This window comes from Micromonospora sp. NPDC047644 (genome assembly GCF_040704315.1).
Classification (GTDB): Bacteria; Actinomycetota; Actinomycetes; order Mycobacteriales; family Micromonosporaceae; genus Micromonospora.
Map to the genome: position 1 here is coordinate 1 of NZ_JBEYSY010000021.1, position 15,378 is coordinate 15,378.

At 71.6% G+C, this 15,378-nt stretch carries 11 protein-coding genes; 7 read left to right on the plus strand and 4 right to left on the minus strand.

The genetic code is table 11. From position 1 onward, the window contains the following. The first annotated feature begins 447 nt into the window (after window positions 1-447). The 3 genes from AB0877_RS28340 to ppc all read left to right on the plus strand — a co-directional run bounded on the left by AB0877_RS28340 (window position 448) and on the right by ppc (window position 5,498). Window positions 448-1,362, plus strand: coding sequence for a cyclase family protein (locus AB0877_RS28340; RefSeq protein WP_366612624.1), 915 nt, complete (start codon window positions 448-450; stop codon window positions 1,360-1,362). A 167-nt stretch (window positions 1,363-1,529) separates the two neighbouring features. Continuing rightward, window positions 1,530-2,582, plus strand: a complete 1,053-nt coding sequence (locus AB0877_RS28345; protein ID WP_366612625.1) for a hypothetical protein — start codon at window positions 1,530-1,532, stop codon at window positions 2,580-2,582. Window positions 2,583-2,711: 129 nt separating this feature from the next. Beyond that, entirely contained in the window at window positions 2,712-5,498 is a 2,787-nt protein-coding gene (ppc, locus tag AB0877_RS28350) for a phosphoenolpyruvate carboxylase (protein ID WP_366612626.1), read from the plus strand. Window positions 5,499-5,640: 142 nt separating this feature from the next. Here the strand turns inward: ppc and AB0877_RS28355 are convergent, their stop codons facing one another. Beyond that, window positions 5,641-6,465 (minus strand): hypothetical protein, encoded by an 825-nt coding sequence (locus AB0877_RS28355; RefSeq protein ID WP_366612627.1) that lies wholly within the window; start codon window positions 6,463-6,465, stop codon window positions 5,641-5,643. Between the two features lie 54 nt (window positions 6,466-6,519). On the opposite strand from AB0877_RS28355, the gene AB0877_RS28360 reads away from it, so the two are divergent. Beyond that, window positions 6,520-7,695, plus strand: coding sequence for a DNA recombination protein RmuC (locus AB0877_RS28360; RefSeq protein ID WP_366612628.1), 1,176 nt, complete (start codon window positions 6,520-6,522; stop codon window positions 7,693-7,695). Between the two features lie 137 nt (window positions 7,696-7,832). After that, entirely contained in the window at window positions 7,833-11,129 is a 3,297-nt protein-coding gene (locus AB0877_RS28365) for a S8 family serine peptidase (protein WP_366612629.1), read from the plus strand. Window positions 11,130-11,201: 72 nt separating this feature from the next. On the opposite strand, the gene AB0877_RS28370 is transcribed toward AB0877_RS28365, so the two are convergent. Further along, window positions 11,202-11,636: a hypothetical protein gene (locus AB0877_RS28370; RefSeq protein WP_112581935.1), complete on the minus strand. Its 435-nt coding sequence runs from the start codon at window positions 11,634-11,636 to the stop codon at window positions 11,202-11,204. A gap of 41 nt (window positions 11,637-11,677) precedes the next feature. Further along, window positions 11,678-12,664 carry a 4-hydroxy-3-methylbut-2-enyl diphosphate reductase gene (locus AB0877_RS28375; RefSeq protein ID WP_366612630.1) on the minus strand — a complete coding sequence of 329 codons (987 nt, stop codon included), beginning with the start codon at window positions 12,662-12,664 and terminating at the stop codon, window positions 11,678-11,680. A 154-nt stretch (window positions 12,665-12,818) separates the two neighbouring features. Between AB0877_RS28375 and xseA the strand changes: the two genes are divergently transcribed. Further along, window positions 12,819-14,075: an exodeoxyribonuclease VII large subunit gene (gene xseA, locus AB0877_RS28380; RefSeq protein ID WP_366612631.1), complete on the plus strand. Its 1,257-nt coding sequence runs from the start codon at window positions 12,819-12,821 to the stop codon at window positions 14,073-14,075. Between the two features lie 45 nt (window positions 14,076-14,120). Continuing rightward, entirely contained in the window at window positions 14,121-14,342 is a 222-nt protein-coding gene (locus tag AB0877_RS28385; protein ID WP_030328827.1) for an exodeoxyribonuclease VII small subunit, read from the plus strand. A 43-nt stretch (window positions 14,343-14,385) separates the two neighbouring features. Here AB0877_RS28385 and AB0877_RS28390 read toward each other — a convergent pair whose 3' ends face one another. Continuing rightward, complete coding sequence (locus AB0877_RS28390; RefSeq protein ID WP_366612632.1) at window positions 14,386-15,231, minus strand: hypothetical protein; 846 nt, start codon at window positions 15,229-15,231, stop codon at window positions 14,386-14,388. Between the last annotated feature and the right edge of the window lie 147 nt (window positions 15,232-15,378).

A 15,378-nucleotide genomic window follows, 5' to 3' on the forward strand; every position in this document is an offset into this window, starting at 1 on the left:
GCCCCGCGCCCCGCGCCCCGCGCCCCGCGCCCCGCGCCCCGCGCCCCGCGCCCCGCGCCCCGCGCCCCGCGCCCCGCGCCCAAGATCGTGCTCGAGCCAGGATGTAGTGGCATCGGCGACGCGCCGACACCACTACGTCCTGGATTTTGCGCGATCTTGGGTCCGAGTCGGCTTCTTCGCGACAAGATCCGCTCAACTTCGGGGAACTTGCGGGGTCACAGCGCGCCGAGGCAGCACTTTCCCTGCAGTTGAGCGAATCTTCACGGGCCCGGCCGGACCGGGCCCGGCCTTCACGGAGCAGGCCTTCACGGACCAGGCCGGACCGGCTCGCGGATCCCGCCCCGCCGGACACCCGGCCCGGAGATCCCGCCGGGCCGCGCACCCGGCGGCCTGCCGGTGTGTCTCGCGGATCTTGACGGTCGCCGGCCGGCGTGGTCGGGTTTCGGAATGGGTGAGCAGTGGCGGGCACAGTTCGACGCGGAGGTGAACTTCGCCAACGGCGGCGGGCTACGTACCGAGGGGTTCCGGCTCGACATTCCCGGTCGGGAGATCACCGACGACGACCTGGCGGCGTTGTTCGTCCGGCACCTCGGGCTGCTGATGGTCGCCGACGTACGGATCAGCGCCAAGACGGTCATCGAGGAGCCGCACAAGGGCGGCCGGGGTGTCGCGGTCGACGAATCGGGCGCCGAACGCCGGCTGGTCGAGCTGAGCCACGTGATCCGCGACGGGATGACCACCCTGCCGGGATGGCCGGGCCCCCGGATCACCGACTGGCTGACCTTCGCGACATCCCGCGAGCGGTACGCCCCGGGCACCGAGTTCCACGTGGCCCGAATCGAGATGATCGCCAACACCGGCACGTACCTGGACACGCCTGCCCACCGCTGGGCCGGCCGGGACGACCTGTCCGCTGTGTCGCTGGACCGTCTCGCCGACCTGCCGGGGGTGGTGGTCCGGGTTCCGGCCGGCGTTCGCGCGGTGGACCGGCTGATGCTGGCCCCGTACGAGGTGAGCGGCCGGGCGGTGTTGCTGCACACCGGGTGGGGCGCGCACTTCGGCACCGAACGGTACGGCGCTCCGGAAGCGCCGTACCTGACCGGCGACGCCGCCCAGGCGCTTGCCGACGCCGGTGCGGCCCTGGTCGGCATCGACTCGATCAACATCGACGACATGAGCCCGACGGCCGCTGGCGTACGCCCCGCGCACAGCGCGCTGCTCGCCGCCGGGATCCCGATCGTGGAGCACCTGACCGGCCTGGACGCCTTGCCGCCGACCGGCTTCCGGTTCACCGCGGCTCCGCCGATGGTGGCCGGCATGGGCACCTTCCCGGTCCGCGCCTTCGCCGTCGTCAACCCCTGACGCCACCCCGCGAAGCCCTGACACGACCCCGTGACGCCGCACACCACCCGGGACGCCTGACACCACCCGCGACGCCTGCCGCAGGGCCAATGGCGGTCGTTACCGGTCGCCGGGGCGACGGGCTGGATCCGCCCTGCGGTCCGCGAAACGGATCATAGGCTGACAACGTGGACAAGGAATCGCACGGCACAGCTCGCGACTGGGCTCCGCGCAGCATCGGACTGCTCCTCGGCACCCTCGTACTGGCCACGACGTTCATCGCGGCCTACGTCGGCGCGTTGCACCAGCCCACGCCCCGCGACCTGCCGATCGGCGTCGTCTCCGGCGACCAACGCGCCCAGGCGACGCTCGACGCCGTGCGCGCCCAGACCACCATCCTCGAACCCATCAGGTACGACGACCCGGGCGCCGCCGAGCACGCACTGCTCAGCCGCGCGGTGTACGCCGTACTCAGCACCGGAGCCGACAACGGCCTGCTCCTCACCGTGGCGAGCGCCTCCGGCCCCTCCGCCACCAGCGCGATCAAGGAGGTCCTCGGCACCGCCACCACCCGTGCCGGCACCCCGCTCCGGATCGTCGACAAGGTGCCGGTCACTCCGGCCGACCCGCGCGGGGTGGTGCCCTTCTACCTGAACGTCGGGTACGTCCTCGGTGGTTATCTCGCCTCGACGGTGCTCGGGATATCCGCCGGCACCACCCCCCGTACGGCGCGACGAGCCGGACTGCGCATCGCCGCCCTGGCGGTCTACAGCGTGTTGCTCGGCATCGCCGGCGCGGTGGTGGTCGGACCCGTCCTGGACATCTGGCACGGGGACGTCCCGACGATCGCCGCCATCGGCGCGCTGGCCGTCTTCGCCGCCGCCATGTTCGCCAGCGCCGTTCAGGGCTGGCTCGGCGTCGCGGGCACCGCGCTGGTCATCCTGCTGTTGGTGGTGCTCGGCAACCCGGGTTCCGGTGGCATCTACGCGCCCGAGTTCCTCCCCGGCGTGCTGCGCGGCATGCACCGCTGGAACATCCCCGGGCTCGCCAACGACCTGACCAAGGCCGCCGTGTACTTCGACTGGCGGTCGGCCGGCTGGCCGGGTTCCGCCCTGGGGATCTGGGCGGTGCTCGGCGGGCTCGGACTGGTCAGCGCGAGCCTGGTCCGGGGTCGCCGGTCCGCCCCCTCCGACCCTGCGACGACCCGCTCGGGCCCCTCGCCGGACCGGGACGGTGTTTGAGATCACCCCGGAAAACACCCTTCCCCGGGCAGTGGATCACCAGGGGGCCCTCCAGACATCGGCTGCGCGCGGATACCATCCAGTAAGTCGGACAGCGCTGTCCTTCGTACCCACGTAAGGGAGCGCATCGTGACCGACCAGCACGACCACGACGGCCCGGACGCCGCACTGCGCGCCGACATTCGCCGACTCGGCACCCTGCTCGGCCAGACCCTGGCCCGCCAGGAGGGTCGCCCGCTGCTCGACCTCGTCGAGGAGATCCGCGCCCAGGTCCGCTCCGACGCCCCGGCGGCCGCCCAGCGCCTCGGCGGGCTCGACGTGACCACCGGCACCAAGCTGGCTCGCGCCTTCTCCACCTACTTCCACCTGGCCAACATCACCGAGCAGGTGCACCGGGCACGGGATCTGCGCCGCCGCCGCGCCGTGCAGGGCGGTTGGCTGGACCAGGCCGCCAAGATGATCGCCGAGCGCGGGGTGCCGGCCGAGGAGATCGCCAACGCGGCTCGCCGGCTGGCGGTGCGACCGGTCTTCACCGCGCACCCGACCGAGGCGGCTCGACGCTCGATCCTGTCCAAGTTGCGGGCGATCGCCGACGAGTTGGACACCGAGACCGCCAACGCGATCCTCTACGGCGCCAGCGACGAGGGCCCGGCCAACCGCCGGCTGGCTGAGTTGTTGGACCTGATGTGGCAGACCGACGAGCTGCGGCTCGACCGGCCGGACCCGACCGACGAGGCCCGCAACGCCATCTACTACCTGCGTGACCTGTACGCCGAGGCCGCCCCGCAGGTGCTCGACGACCTGGCCGACACCTTGCGCACGCTCGGCGTGGAGACCTCACCGACGGCCCGGCCGTTGAGCTTCGGCACCTGGATCGGCGGCGACCGCGACGGCAACCCGTTCGTCACCCCGGCGGTCACCCGCGAGGTGCTGACCATCCAGCACGAGCACGGCATCGCGGCCACCGAGAAGGCGATGGACCACCTGATCAACGAGGTCTCGGTGTCCCGCCGACTGCGCGGGGTCTCCCTGGACCTCTCCGCCAGCCTCGCCGCCGACCTGGACGCGCTGCCCGAGGTGGCACAGCGCTTCCGCCGGGTCAACGCGGAGGAGCCGTACCGGCTCAAGGCGCGCTGCGTGAAGGCGAAGCTCGCCAACACCCGGCTGCGGTTGCGCCAGGGCACCGCACACGTACCGGGCCGGGACTACCGGGGCTCGGCCGAGCTGATCGCCGACCTGGACCTGCTGCGCGCCTCGCTGGCCCGCAACTCCGGGCAGCTCACTGCGGTCGGCCGGCTGGCCTCCACCATCCGTACGGTCTCCGCGTTCGGTCTGCACCTGGCCACCATGGACGTCCGGGAGCACGCCGAGGCGCACCACGCGGTGCTGGCGCAGCTCTACGAGGCGGTCGGCGAGGTCTCCGACTACCCGGCGCTGACCCGGCTGGAGCGCACCAAGCTGCTGGCCGACGAGCTGACCGGTCGCCGTCCGTTGTCGACGCTGGACACGTCGCTGTCCGAGCCGGCCCGCAAGACGTTCGACGTGTTCGGCACCATCCGGGAGGCACAGGACCGGTTCGGCACCGAGGTGATCGAGTCGTACATCATCTCGATGACCCTCGGTGTCGACGACGTGCTGGCCGCGGTCGTGCTGGCGCGCGAGGCCGGCCTGGTGGACGTACACAGCGGGCGGGCCCGGGTCGGTTTCGTGCCGCTCCTGGAGACCCCGGCCGAGCTGAACGCCGGCGGCGAACTCCTCGACGAGCTGTTGTCGCTGCCCGCGTACCGGGCGCTGGTGAGGGCCCGGGGCGACGTGCAGGAGGTCATGCTCGGCTACTCCGACTCGAACAAGGAAGCCGGGATCACCACCAGCCAGTGGTCGATCCACCGGGCGCAGCGCGCGCTGCGCGACGTGGCCGCCCGACACGGCGTGCACCTGCGGCTCTTCCACGGCCGGGGCGGCACTGTCGGGCGCGGCGGCGGGCCGACGCACGAGGCGATCCTGGCGCAGCCGTACGGCACCATGGACGGTGCCATCAAGGTGACCGAGCAGGGCGAGGTGATCTCCGACAAGTACACCCTGCCCTCGCTGGCCCGGGAGAACCTGGAGCTCACCCTCGCCGCTGTGCTCCAGGCGACCCTGCTGCACACCGCACCCCGGCAGCCGGCCGAGATGTTGGAGCGCTGGGACGCGACCATGGACGTGGTCTCCGAGTCGGCGTTCCGGTCCTACCGGTCGCTCGTCGAGGACCCGGACCTGCCCGCGTACTTCTGGGCGTCCACCCCGACCGAATTGCTCGGCGCGCTGAACATCGGCTCCCGGCCGGCGAAGCGCCCGAACACCGGCGCCGGGCTGTCCGGGTTGCGGGCCATCCCGTGGGTGTTCGGCTGGACGCAGACCCGGCAGATCGTGCCGGGCTGGTTCGGCGTCGGCTCCGGGTTGGCCGCCGCCCGCGAGGCCGGTCTGGCGGACGTGCTGGCCGAGATGCACCGCAACTGGCACTTCTTCCGCACGTTCCTGTCGAACGTCGAGATGATGTTGACCAAGACCGACCTGAGCATCGCCCGCCGGTACGTCGAGACGCTGGTGCCGAAGAAGCTGCACCCGATCTTCGAGCAGATCGAGCAGGAGTACGAGCTGACCAAGCGGGAGGTGCTGGCGGTGACCGCCTCACCGGCCCTGTTGGAGAACTCACCGGTGCTCCAGCGCACCCTGGCCGTCCGCGACACCTACCTGGAGCCGCTGCACCATCTCCAGGTGGCGCTGCTGCGGCAGTACCGGGAGTCGGGTGCCGCCGGGCGGGCGGTCGCCACCGCACCGGGCGGCCGACGCGCGCCGAGCGACGGCACCGCCCTGGAACGCGCGCTGCTCACCACCGTGAACGGCATCGCGGCCGGAATGCGCAACACCGGCTGATCAACGGGTACGAGTGCGGGTTCCGAGGCCCGGGCCTCGGGGCCCCTGGCCTCGTCGATCATGGAGTTGTGGTGCTTCGCGAAGGCCGCCAACAGGGGCTGATCGGCCACCACAACTCCATGATCGACCCGATTGGGCGGGGTCAGAAGTCGCCACCCCCGAAGTCACCGCCGCCGAAGTCGCCGCCACCGAAGCCGCCGCCGCCGAAATCCCCACCGCCGAAGTCACCGCCGGCGTAGTCGCCGCCGCCGAAGTCCCCGCCCTGGTCACCGCCGCCGAAGTCCCCGCCCTGGTCTCCGCCCTGGTCGACGCCGTCGCCGAAGCCCTCCTGGTAGCCGGCGTCGTAGCCGTACCCGGGGTCGGCGAACGCGGGTGAGAAAAGCGCGTCGGCGATCAGGATGCCGCCGAGCACACCGGCGCCGGCACCCAGCGCCGTCTTCCACCAGGGCGTCGAATACCAGCCGGCGGGCACCGGTCGACCCTGATAACGCCCACCCGGGTAGTAGTAGGGCGTTTCCCGGCCAGGCTGCGGCCCGGCCCGGAAGGTCTGCCCCTGCACGTCGACCTCACGCTCCTTGGTGAGCTGCCCCGCACCGCGGGCGGCGGCCAGGGTCGGCACCTCGGGGCCCGGATCGATGCCCAGCGCGGTGCGCGCCGCCCGGATGTACGCCAGACCCTCCAGCGCGGTCTCCCGGGCCAGCCCGAACTGGTGTGGGGTGGTCGCCTGTTCAAGCTGGGAGCCCGCCGCGTTGTACCGCTCACCGGCGTCGGCGAGCGCCTGGCGTACCGCCGGGTCGTCGCCGTGCAGGTTCATCAGCTGGCCGCCGAGGCGCTCGTACCACCGCTGCGCCTCCGCACGGGCGTCGCCGAGCTCGGTGCGTCGACGGGCACCGGCCTGGGCGCGGACGAGCGCGGCGGCACCCAGCGCGCCGACCAGCACAACGGCGAGACAGAGCACAAGTTCCATGTCATCGAACGTACCCCCGGGTCGCACGTCGTATCCGTCTGGCAAGCTCCGGTGATGGACGTCTCGACGCTGCTTGTGGTGATCGTGTGCCTCGGCGCCGGCGGGGCGGTGGGCTGGCTCGCGGCCCGGTCCCGGTCGGCCGCCGACATCGCCCGGCTGGATGCCACCCTGGCCGCCACCCGGGAGGGTGAGGGTCGGCTGGAGCAGTCCATGCGGGCGTTGAGCTACGAGGCCACCGCACAGTCCCAGGAGGCGGTGGCCCGGGCCGTCGCGCCGCTGCACGACACCCTGCGCCGCTACGAGCAACGGGTGGCCGAGCTGGAGCACGACCGCGTCGACGCGTACGCCGAGCTGCGGGAGCAGGTCCGTTCGATGAGCACGGTCTCCGGTGAGCTGCGCACCGAGACCAAGCAGTTGGTGGCGGCGCTGCGCGCACCGCAGGTGCGGGGCCGCTGGGGCGAGCACCAGTTGCGCCGGATCGTCGAGGCCGCCGGGATGCTGGAGCACTGCGACTTCTCCGAGCAGGTCACCGCCGCCACCGACCAGCAGGTCGTCCGACCGGATCTGGTGGTTCGCCTGCACGGTGGTCGCTCGGTGGTGGTGGACGCCAAGGCTCCGTTCGACGCGTACCTGACAGCCATGGAGGCCCGCGACGAGCGCGGCCGGGACACCCACCTCGACGCGCACGCGCGGCACCTGCGGGGGCACGTCGACGCCCTGGCCGCCAAGTCGTACTGGTCGGCGTTCGACAACTCACCCGAGTTCGTGGTGCTGTTCGTTCCGGCCGACCCGTTCCTCGACGTCGCGCTCCAGCGGGATCCGTCGCTGCTGGAGCACGCCTTCGCCCGCAACGTGGTGCTCGCCACGCCGGCCACACTGGTCGCGCTGCTCCGTACCGTGGCCTACTCCTGGCGGCAGGAGGCACTGGCCCGCAACGCGCTCGCCGTGCACACTCTCGCCCGGGAGCTGTACGGCCGGCTCTCCACCCTCGGCGACCACGTGGGCAAGCTCGGGTCCTCACTGGCCGGTGCGGTGACCGCCTACAACCGGGCGGTCGGCTCGCTGGAGGCCCGGGTGCTGGTCAGCGCCCGCAAGCTCGCCGAGTTGGGCGTCTCGGACGACGAGTTGGCCACCCCGGCCCAGGTCGAGTTGACGCCCCGGCAACCGCAGGCACCCGAGCTGGCCGATCCAGCTGGTGACGAGGTCTCGAACCGCTCGCCAATCATGTGACAGTGCGTATACCCGCATGTCACGAACTGGTCACAAGGGACTGACCAGTAGTGACAGTGCTCGCCGCCACCACGAAAGATTCTGCTCACCCGAGCGCCCTTCTCAGAAGGGCCCTGTTCTCTGGAGGTAAAGAGAACGTGAGCAGACTCCGAAATGTGAGCCGGCGCACCTCAGCCGCGCTCTTCGCGTCGGCCCTGGCGGCCAGCGCCATGACGACGATGGGTGGTGCCGCCACCGCGGCCGCCGCCCCCGCCACCACACCGGACGCTTCCCCGGCCACCGCCGCCGAGACGCTGGGCGCGCACGACGCCAAACTGCTCAGTGAGGCCCGCGCCAAGAAGGCTCCGACCGTCACGTTGATCGTCGCCACCGAGAAGGGTGAGGCGGGGGACGTCGCCGACAGCCTCACCAAGCTCGGCGGCACCGTCAGCCAGCGGCAGGACCGGGTCGGCTTCGTGCTGGCCAAGGTGCCGACCGACCGGGTCCTCAAGGCGGCGCGGCTGCCCGGCGTCTCGGCCGTCGACCTGGACGAGGTCATCCAACTGCCGGACCCGGCCCCGGAGCGCACCGCCACCGGCACCGCCGGCGCGCGGCAGGCCGCCGTCGCGGCGCCGGGCGAGACCACCCCGGCCGACAACCCCTACATGCCGACGAACGAGACCGGCGCGGTGGCGTTCACCGCGGCCCACCCCGAGTGGGACGGCCGGGGCGTCACGATCGGCATCATGGACTCCGGTGTGGACCTGGCCCACCCGGCGTTGCAGCAGACCACCACCGGCGAGCGCAAGATCGTCGACTGGGTCACCGCGACCGATCCGCTGGAGGACGGCTCGTGGCGGCGGATGCAGGCCGAGGTCACCGGCCCGTCGTTCACCATCGCCGGCGGGACCTGGACGGCACCGGCCGGCTCGTACCGGTTCAACCTGTTCAGCGAGTCGGTCACCGCCGCGAGCGACGCCCGGGGCGACGTCAACCGCGACGGCGACACGACCGACACCTGGGGTGTGCTCTTCGACCCGGCCACGAACAACATCCGGGTGGACGCCAACCAGAACCTCAACTTCACCGACGACCCGATCATGCGGCCGTACAAGGAGAAGTACGACATCGGCTACTTCGGTACCGACAACCCGGCGACCCCGGTCGCCGAGCGACAGCCCTTCGTCGTCGAGTTCCGCAAGAACGTGAACACCACGCCGATCGGCCTGCCGGGCACCTACGACTACGTCAACATCGGCATCGTCGAGAGCACCCACGGCACCCACGTCGCCGGCATCACCGCCGCCAACGACATGCTCGGCAACGGCGCCTTCGACGGTGCCGCGCCGGGCGCCAAGCTGGTCTCCGCCCGTGCCTGCTCCTGGGGCGGCGGCTGCAGCGCGGCGGCCCTCACCACCGGCATGATCGATCTGGTGGCCAACCGTGGCGTCGACATCGTCAACATGTCGATCGGCGGCCTCCCGGGCCTGAACGACGGCAACAACGCGCGGGCGAACCTCTACAACGAACTGATCGAGACGTACGGCGTGCAGTTGGTCATCTCGGCCGGCAACTCCGGCCCGGGTCTCAACACCGTCGGCGACCCGTCGGTGGCCAGCAACGTGATCAGCGTTGCCGCCAACATCAGCAAGGACACCTGGCTGGCCAACTACGGCTCGGTCGTGAAGAAGAAGAACGCCCTGTTCAACTTCTCCTCCCGTGGCCCGCGCGAGGACGGTGGCTTCAAGCCGAACATCGCCGCCCCCGGCTCGGCCATCTCCACCGCACCCACCTGGCAGCTCGGAGCCCCGGTCGCCGAGGCCGGTTACGCGCTGCCTCCGGGCTACGCGATGCTCAACGGCACCTCGATGGCGTCTCCGCAGACCGCCGGCGCCGGCGCGTTGCTGCTCTCGGCGGCCAAGGCCACCGACCGGGGCGTCAGCCCGGCGGCACTGCGGCGGGCGTTGTTCAGCTCCGCCAAGCCAATCGCGGACGTGCCGACGTACGCGCAGGGCTACGGCATGGTCCACGTTCCGGGCGCCTGGCAGCTGCTGCGCCAGGGCGTCGAAACCCGGTCGTACGTCTCCGACGCGCCGGTCTGCAGCCCCCTGTCGGAGCAGCTGACCATCTGGAACGGCGTGAAGTTCGTGCCGAACCCGGGTCGGGGCACCGGCGTCTACAACCGCTGCACCTCGTCCGAGGGCGGCCACAAGGTCGGCCAGAGCAAGACCTACCCGGTCAAGCTCACCCGCACCAGCGGGCCGGCCGGCACCATCAAGCACAATGTCACGCTCCAGGGCAACGACGGCACGTTCAAGGCGCCGAAGACCGTCGCGCTGCCGCTCAACAAGACCGTCACCGTCAACGTGACCGCCAAGCCGACCACCGAGGGCGCGCACGGCGCGATCATGCGGATCGACGACCCGGCCACCAACGTGGTCGACTTCGAGGTGTCCACCGTGGTGGTGGCTTCGAACGACGTGAAGAAGCCCACCTTCTCGTACGCGAACGAGGGCTCGGTCGACCGCAATGGCTTCACGTCGTACTTCGTCACGGTGCCGGAGGGCGCCAAGGCACTCCAGGTGAACCTCTCCGGGATCGCCACCGGTTCGCAGACCCGGTTCATCGCGATCAACCCGTTGGGTGTGCCGGTGGAGGCCACCACCAGCACCGTCTGCTACACCAACTTCTCCGACGTCAACGTCTGCAAGCCGCAGGAGCGTGACTACCAGAACCCGCTTCCCGGGGTCTGGGAGATCGAGGTGGAGTCGCGGCGGACGTCCCCGGCGCTGAACAACCCGTTCAAGCTCCAGGTGCGGGTGCAGGGCCTGACGGTCGAGCCGGCGCTGGTCGAGCTGCCCAGTGTCGAGGCCGGCGAGCCGACCCCGGTGAGCTGGAAGGTCACCAACGCCTTCGGTCCGGTCTCGGTCAGCGGCCGCAGCGGCGCGTTGACCGGTGTGCGGACCGAGCGTCCGACCATCACCGAGGGCGGTCCCAACCAGGAGTGGACCGTCGAGATCCCGGCGGGTACGTCGACGTTCACCGCCCGGATCGGCGACCCCGCCAACGCGGGCGCCGACCTGGACCTGTTCGTCTACCGGGGTACCACCGAGGTCGGCCGGGCCGCGGACGGTGACTCGGAGGAGGCGGTCACGCTGACCAACCCGCCCGCTGGCACCTACCGGGTCGTGGTGGAGCCGTACGGGGTCGACGGGCCGGGCACCAGCACCGCCTACGACTACTACGACGCGTTCGCGTCCGCGTCGCTGGGCACGATCACCGCTCCGGCCGTCGCGGTGCCGCTGATGCACGGTGAGTCGGCCACCATCACCGGCACGGTGACCGCGGTGGCCGTCCCGGCCGACGGTCGTCAGCTCTCCGGTGAACTGGCGATCGTCACCAGCGAGGGTGCGATCGTGGGTCGCGGCACCGTGTCCATCGGTGCGGTGAACTGATCCGTTCGTAACACCGGCGGGAGCCCGCCCCCACGTTCGGGGGCGGGCTCCCGCATGTCGGGGTGGAGACGGTCAGGACCGGTGGGCTGCCGTCACGACGAACGGGGTGCCCTGCTGGCAGGTGGTCATCATGCCGGGCTCCACGCGACCGGTGACCTCGACCCGGGCGCCCGGCGTCAGCACCTCTCGTGGGCCGCCGAGCAGCAGGTAACCGTCGAGCAGCACGCAGCCGGGCTCCACACCGCCCTGCACGGTGCCGCTCAGGGTGGTGGCCCCGACGCCCGGCGGCGTGCTCGGGCCGCCCGGTTTCGGAGTTTTCAGGCCGGGCGGCACGCTCCGGGTGCCGGTCTCCGGCGAGGGCGTCGGGTCGGGCGTGGGCTGGCTGGTCACCGGCTGCGCTCCCGTCGGTGTCGGGGTGGGGGTGCCGCCCCCGACGCCCTGGCCGCCGCAGGCGCTCAGCGCCACGCAGACGGCCAGCGCGGGGACGGCGAGCCGAAGAGTCCTCATGCCGAATCTGACGTACGCCGACCCGAGTTCGTTCCCGTGCTTCAGCCGCGCCCCGCGGCGGCCTTCATGTCCCGCCTCAGCTCCTGCGGAAGCGAGAACGTGAGCCGCTCGTTGGCGGTGATGATCTCCTCGACGTCGGCGAAGCCGCGGGCGGCGAGGTGGGCCAGCACCTCCTGGACCAGGTCGTCCGGGACGCTCGCGCCCGAGGTCAGGCCAACCGTGGTGGCCCCCTCCAGCCAGGCGTCGTCGATCTCGTGCGCGAAGTCGACCAGGTGACCGGCGCGCGCGCCGGCGTCCAGGGCGACCTCGACCAGGCGAACCGAGTTGGAGGAGTTCGTCGAGCCGACCACGATCATCACGTCACAGTCGGCGGCGATCTCCTTGACCACGTGCTGCCGGTTGGAGGTGGCGTAGCAAATGTCGTCGCTGGGCGGGGACTGCAACAGCGGCAGCCGCTGCTTGAGGCGGGCCACCGTCTCCAGCGTCTCGTCGACCGAGAGCGTGGTCTGGGAGAGCCAGACCACCTTCTCCGGGTCACGTACGGTGATCTTGTCGGCGTCGTCCGGGCCGTCCACCAGCTGGATGTGCGCGGGGGCCTCGCCGGCGGTGCCGATGACCTCCTCGTGCCCCTCGTGGCCGATGAGCAGGATGTCGTAGTCCTCGGCCGCGAACCGCCGCGCCTCGTGGTGCACCTTGGTGACCAGCGGACAGGTCGCGTCGATCGCCTTCAGCGAACGCGCCTTGGCCTGCTCGTGGACCTCCGGCGCCACACCGTGCGCGGAGAAGATGACGGTGGCGCCCTCCGGCACCTCCTCGTTCTCCTCGACGAAGATGGCGCCCTGAGCCTCCAGGGTCTGCACCACGTGCTTGTTGTGCACGATCTGCTTACGCACGTAGATCGGTGCGCCGTAGAGCTTCAGCGCCTCCTCCACGGTCTGCACGGCGCGGTCGACACCCGCGCAGTAGCCGCGGGGCTTGGCCAGGAGCACGCGCTTGCCGGTCCGGTGAGTCGCCTGAGCCTCAGTCACCCCCCCATCGTACGTGCCACCCCACCACCCGCCACCGGCCCGCGCCCCACCCCCTCCTACGTTGATCATGAAGTTGTTGCTGCGACACGCCGGCACGGAGGGCAACAACCTCATGATCGACGGGCCAGGCCAGGGAGGTCCGTAGGGTGGGCGGGTGAGCGAGGGTGGGCGGGTGGGCAGCGGCGGGGGCAGCGGGGGCAGCGGCGGCGGGGCTAGCAGCGCCGAGGAGCCTTGGCCGGTACGGGTGGTCAGCCAGAAGGTGGGGGCCTGGATCGCCAAGCTGGGCTGGGTGTGGGTGGACGGGCAGGTGGCGCAGATCAGTCGCCGCCCGGGGGCCAGCACGGTCTTCCTCACCCTGCGTGACCCATCGGCCGACCTGAGCCTGACCGTCACCACCAACCGGGACGTCCTGGACTCCGGCGCGCCGGAGCTACGCGAGGGCGCCCGTGTGGTGCTGCACGCCAAGCCCGAGTTCTACGCCGCCCGGGGCACGCTGAGCCTGCGGGCCGACGAGATTCGTCAGGTGGGGCTCGGGGAGCTGCTGGCCCGACTGGAGAAGCTCAAGAAGCTGCTCGCCGCAGAAGGGCTCTTCGACCGCGCCCGCAAGCGTCGACTGCCGTTCCTGCCCGGCCGGATCGGGCTCATCACCGGTCGCGCGTCGGCGGCGGAGCGGGACGTGCTGACAAATGCCCGGCGGCGCTGGCCGGCCGTGGAGTTCCGCACTGTCAACGTGGCCGTGCAGGGTCCGTCCGCGGTGCCACAGATCGTCGACGCGCTCAAGGTGCTGGACGCCGACCCGAGCATCGACGTGATCATCATCGCCCGGGGTGGCGGCGGCATCGAGGATTTGCTGCCCTTCTCCGACGAGGCGCTCTGTCGCGCGGTGTTCGGCTGTCGTACGCCGGTGGTCAGCGCGATCGGCCACGAGACGGACGCGCCCTTGATCGACTACGTCGCCGACGTCCGCGCCTCCACCCCGACCGACGCGGCGAAGCGGGTCGTCCCCGACCTCACCGAGGAGGTACGCCTCATCGGACAGGCCCGGCACCGCCTGGAACGGGCGGTACGCAACCTGGTCGACCGGGAGACGCACCGGCTGGACGGGCTGCGTTCCCGACCGGTGCTGGCCCGACCCCAGGTGATGGTGGAGCACCGGGCGACCGAGCTGACCGCGTTGCGTCAGCGGGCCAGCCGTTGCCTTGAGCACCGGCTCTCGGCCGCCGAGGACGACCTGCGGCACACCCTCGCCCGGCTCCGCGCCCTCTCCCCCGCCGCCACCCTCGACCGGGGGTACGCGATCGTGCAGCGCGCGGACGGCCACGTGGTCCGCGCGGCGGCCGAGGTCGGTAAGGGCGACCCGCTGCGGGTACGACTGGCCGAGGGCGAGCTGGCCGCCACCGTCGACGGCTGAGTGGCGACGCGGCGCGGTGGGGAGTGGTGTGCTGAGATGAACGCGATGACTGACGACACGAAGGCCGGGCCGGACGAGCGGCTCAGTTACGAGCAGGCCCGCGCGGAGCTGGCCTCGGTGGTGGAGCGGCTGGAGGCCGGCGGCACGTCCCTGGAGGAGTCGCTGGCCCTCTGGGAGCGCGGCGAGGCGCTGGCGGTGATCTGTCAACGCTGGCTGGATGGCGCGCGGGCGCGAATCGACGCCGCCCGGCAGGAGCCCGCCTCCTGACCGACCGCCGGTGGGGCGGCCGGAGCCGCCCCACCTCGGCACGTCAGTTGAACAGGCTGTACAGCTCGGCCGGCGCCTCGACGACCTGGTCCGCCGGCGGCTTCTGCGCGGCGGTGGCGGCACCGTAGTCGGAGTACGTCATCTTGATCTCCTGGGCGGCGGTCTGCCCGGCGGCCGGCATCTGCAGCACCAGCTCGCTGAGCCGGCCCTGCGGGTCGACCTTCGCGGTGAACGGGACGGTCTTCGCCTGGGTGCCCAGCGCGGCGATCGTGGCGGCGTTCAGGGAGCCCGCCTCGGCGGCCTTGGTGACGTCGATGGTGCCGGCGTACGCGCCGGTGCCGGTGCTGCGGACCTCGGTGATGCCCTGGGTGAGCACCGCGCTGCCGGCCGGGTCGACCTTCTCGAAGTCGAAGCCGAGGTTGCGGTTGCCCTTGATCCGGGTCTGGTCGAGGTGCTGGTACTTGCCGAGATTGAGCTGCTTGATGGCGGGCAGGCTGTTGGCGGTGGGGCCGCTCAGCTCCAGCTTGACCCAGCTGTCCGGCTTGAAGTGGATCACGTCGAGCTTCATCGCCAGGTCGGACGAGGGACCACCGATCGCGATCTTCATCGCCGCGCTCTGGCTCGGCTGGTGCACGAGCCCTTCCGCCGTCGACCCGGCGCCAGCCAGGGTGAACCGGAAGTTCCCGTTGCTGATCTCCTTGGTGGAGTCGAGCAGCGCCTGCTTGGCGTCGCCCGCGACCGGGGCACCGGACGGGCTCGCCGTGCCGGACGCGCTCACCGTCGGGGACGGGGTCGATCCGGCGGTGCCGGTTCCGCTGGCGCAGGCCGCCAGGGCGGGCGTGATCAGGGCGGCGGCTACCAGGCCGGCGCCGAGTCGTCGAACAGTCATACTTGTCTCCCAAGGGGGTCACCCGACGACCTGGACGGCGCCGGACACTCCGGCGACGCAGCAGCACCGTCGGCTGCGTCGCGCGATCCGGGCCGAGCAGCGCGCCCGGATCACCTCCTCCTTGTTCCCTGTCGACGCGTCGGACAA